Origin of the sequence: Pseudomonas sp. (genome assembly GCF_050739655.1) — a bacterium.
Lineage (GTDB): Bacteria > Pseudomonadota > Gammaproteobacteria > Pseudomonadales > Pseudomonadaceae > Aquipseudomonas.
On record NZ_JBOIBY010000333.1, the window covers coordinates 1 to 2,752 of the forward strand.

Below are 2,752 nucleotides of genomic sequence, written 5' to 3' on the forward strand. Positions count from 1 at the left end.
GGCTGCGATCTTTTGATCTTTGTTTTTTAAGATCAAAAGATCGCAGCCTGCGGCAGCTCCTACACAAAGCAATCGGTCGCTCATGAGATGGGATAGGCGTACCATACCGCCCCTCCCCCGCAGCCCCATGCTGCACTCTGCCGATATAAGCCCGATTCCATGCCTTTCGATCTCAGCGTTGACCTCACCACCCTGGCCATTCTGGCCATTGTCGCTTTCATTGCCGGTTTCATCGACGCCATCGCCGGCGGTGGAGGTTTGTTGACCACCCCTGCCCTGCTCACCGCCGGCCTGCCGCCGCATCTGGTGCTGGGCACCAACAAACTCAGTTCGACCTTCGGCTCGGCCACTGCCAGCTTTACCTTCTACCGGCGCAAGCTGTTCCACCCCAGACAATGGATGCACGCCATCATCGGCACCCTGGTTGGCGCACTGGCCGGCGCGGGGGTCGCGCACTACCTGCCCGCCGAATGGCTGAACAAGATGCTGCCGGTGATCGTCTTCGCCTGTGGCATTTACCTGCTGTTTGGCGGCACGCCGAAAGCGCCGCTGGACAGCAACGCACCCATCAAGAAAAAGTGGCAATCGACCCAGGGCTTCACCCTGGGTTTCTACGATGGCGTGGCAGGTCCCGGCACCGGCGCCTTCTGGACAGTCAGTAGCCTGCTGATGTACCCCATCGACCTGGTCAAGGCCAGCGGTGTGGCGCGCAGCATGAACTTCGTCAGCAACATCGCTGCGCTGTCGGTGTTCGTGTTTTCCGGGCAAGTGGACTGGATCATCGGCCTGTGCATGGGCCTGTCGGTGATGGTCGGGGCGTTCTTCGGTGCTCGCACCGCCATTAGCGGCGGCGCGAAATTCATTCGTCCGGTGTTCATCACCGTGGTGCTGGGGTTGACCGTGCGTTTAGCCTGGCAGCACTGGTTCAGCGTGGCCTAAGCGCCGGGCGACATAGACGTCGATCAGGTAGCGAGCAATCGAGCGCGACGCCGGCAACGGCGGCAGCGCATGGACATTGAACCACTGGGCGTCTTCGATTTCGTCTTCCTGGCAGACGATTTCACCGCCGGCGTACTCGGCATGGAAGCCGAGCATCATCGAGTGCGGGAACGGCCAGCACTGGCTGCCCATGTACTGAATGTTCCTGACCTCGATCTGCACCTCCTCGCGAACTTCGCGAATCAGGCAGTCCTCGGCCGATTCCCCCGGCTCGGCAAACCCGGCCAAAGTGCTGTAGACCCCGGTGACAAACCGGGGTGAGCGTGCCAGCAGGATTTCGTCACCACGGGTCACCAGCACGATCATGCTCGGCGAAATCCGCGGGTAACTGCGTAAATCGCAAGGCTGGCAATACATGGCACGCTCGCGCGGCACCTGGGTCATGGCCTGGCCGCAGTTGCCGCAAAAGCGATGCTCCCGAGCCCAGGTGCCAATCTGCGCGGCGTAGCCCAGCACCTTGAACAGGGTGTGATCGCCATCGAGCATGAACGCCCGCAGACCTTTCCAGTTGCAGCCTGGTACGTCGCTGTGACTGCTCAACTCCAGCAGGTACACCGGCTCACCATCAAGGTGGCCGATGCCGTGCTCGGTGAGAATCGCCAGATCCTGACGCTTGAGCCATTCGCGCGGGAACAATGCGCCATTGTCATCGAACAAAAAGCCTTCCGGGCTGCGCGCCACGGCCCAGCCCCCAGGTTGATCGGTGTCCAGAACTGCAGTGGTCCAGCGTGAAATCATTTTTCAATCAATCCAGAAATTCGGGTTTCTGTTTGCTCATATGGGCGGCCATGGCCACGCGCAAGTCAGTGGATTGCAGCATGGCAGCGTTCCATGTGGCGACGTATTCGAGGCCGTCATCGACGCGATGATCACGCATGTAGCTGATCATCTCCTTGGTACCGGTGATGGCGATCGGTGACTTGCTGGCAATCTCGCGGGCAATGCCCATGACGCCGTCGAGCAGGCTGGCAGTGTCGCTGTAAACGCGATTGACCAGGCCCATGCCACGCGCTTCATCGGCGCCGAAAGTGCGACCAGTGTAAGCCAGTTCACGCAGCATGCCGTCACCGATGATTCGCGGCAAGCGTTGCAGCGTGCCTACGTCGGCGGCCATGCCAATGTCGATTTCCTTGATCGAGAACTGCGCGTCTTCGGCGGCGTAACGCATGTCGCAAGCAGCGATCAAATCGATGGCGCCACCCAGGCAATAGCCTTGAATGGCCGCCAGCACCGGTTTGCGACAGTTATCGACGGCATTGAAAGAAGCTTGCAAATTCAGGATCTTGCGCCTAAGCAAGCGCGCATTGCGCCCCACGTCCTTGCCCAGCTCATTGGCCACGCCGGCCAGCATCATCAGGTCGATACCGGAGGAGAAATGTTTGCCCGCACCACTGAGGACCACTACACGCACTTCGTCCGTGTCATCGATCCACTGGAAAATCTCGACGATCTCGCTCCAGAACGCAGCGTTCATCGAATTGATCTTCTCCGGACGGTTGATCTGCACATGGGCGATTTTATCGACCATTTCGACGCTGAACGCAGTGTATTGAGACATGCTAGTGATCCTTTACCGGGCAAAAAAGAGGTCCGAACTATATCAAGGCATCTAGGCTGGCAGTAAGGCAGTGGTTCGGCCAAAAGCGGGACTGCCGTGTGTACTGTAGGAGCGAGCTTGCTCGCGAAAAACGTTAACGATTACGCGCGTATCCTGAATGATCGCGGTGCCTACAGGTTTTTCGCGAGCAAGCTC

Annotated in this window: 3 protein-coding genes; 1 reads left to right on the plus strand and 2 read right to left on the minus strand. The window is 59.3% G+C overall.

Going from position 1 to position 2,752, the window contains the following annotated elements; all coding sequences use genetic code 11:
- The first annotated feature begins 159 nt into the window (after positions 1-159).
- Complete coding sequence (locus tag ACRESJ_RS16165) at positions 160-939, plus strand: TSUP family transporter (protein WP_431758796.1); 780 nt, start codon at positions 160-162, stop codon at positions 937-939.
- Here the strand turns inward: ACRESJ_RS16165 and nudC are convergent.
- Together nudC and ACRESJ_RS16175 are read right to left on the minus strand one after the other, a co-directional pair.
- Positions 907-1,737, minus strand: coding sequence for an NAD(+) diphosphatase (gene nudC / locus ACRESJ_RS16170; protein WP_431758797.1), 831 nt, complete (start codon positions 1,735-1,737; stop codon positions 907-909). The genes ACRESJ_RS16165 and nudC overlap by 33 nt on opposite strands.
- A gap of 7 nt (positions 1,738-1,744) precedes the next feature.
- Entirely contained in the window at positions 1,745-2,557 is an 813-nt protein-coding gene (locus ACRESJ_RS16175; protein ID WP_431758798.1) for a crotonase/enoyl-CoA hydratase family protein, read from the minus strand.
- Between the last annotated feature and the right edge of the window lie 195 nt (positions 2,558-2,752).